Source organism: Dyella sp. ASV21, assembly GCF_016428975.1.
Lineage (GTDB): Bacteria > Pseudomonadota > Gammaproteobacteria > Xanthomonadales > Rhodanobacteraceae > Dyella.
This window is the reverse complement of record NZ_JAELTT010000237.1, coordinates 1-395: the sequence shown is the minus strand read 5'-3', so window position 1 is coordinate 395 and position 395 is coordinate 1. Positions and strand designations below refer to the sequence as shown.

The following is a 395-nucleotide window of genomic DNA, read 5'->3' as shown; positions in this document are numbered from 1 at the left end:
CCCCCCCCCCCCCCCCCCCCCCCCCCCCCCCCCCCCCCCCCCCCCCCCCCCCCCCCCCCCCCCCCCCCCCTTACTGACCCGCCGCCCCCCGAGATCTACACCCGAACGTTGTCGTCGGCAGCGTCAGATGTGTATAAGAGACAGGCCTTGTACAACATCGACAGGATCATCGCGTTCACCGCCACCGACTTGCCCGAACCGGTGGTGCTGGCGACCAGCATATGCGGCGCCTTGGCGATGGGCAAGGGCATCTGTCTCTTATACACATCTCCGAGCCCACGAGACCCGTGACCGAATCGCGGGTGGCGGGGTGTGCGTGAAAAAAGGGGGGGGGGGGGGGGGGGGGGGGGGGGGGGGGGGGGGGGGGGGGGGGGGGGGGGGGGGGGGGGGGGGGG

Annotated in this window: 1 pseudogene; it reads right to left on the bottom strand. The window is 74.2% G+C overall.

Annotation, left to right across the window (positions count from 1 at the left end):
* Positions 1-143: 143 nt before the first annotated feature.
* Positions 144-239 (bottom strand): annotated as a pseudogene (locus JHD67_RS21595) (FtsK/SpoIIIE domain-containing protein); the annotation flags it as partial.
* Between the last annotated feature and the right edge of the window lie 156 nt (positions 240-395).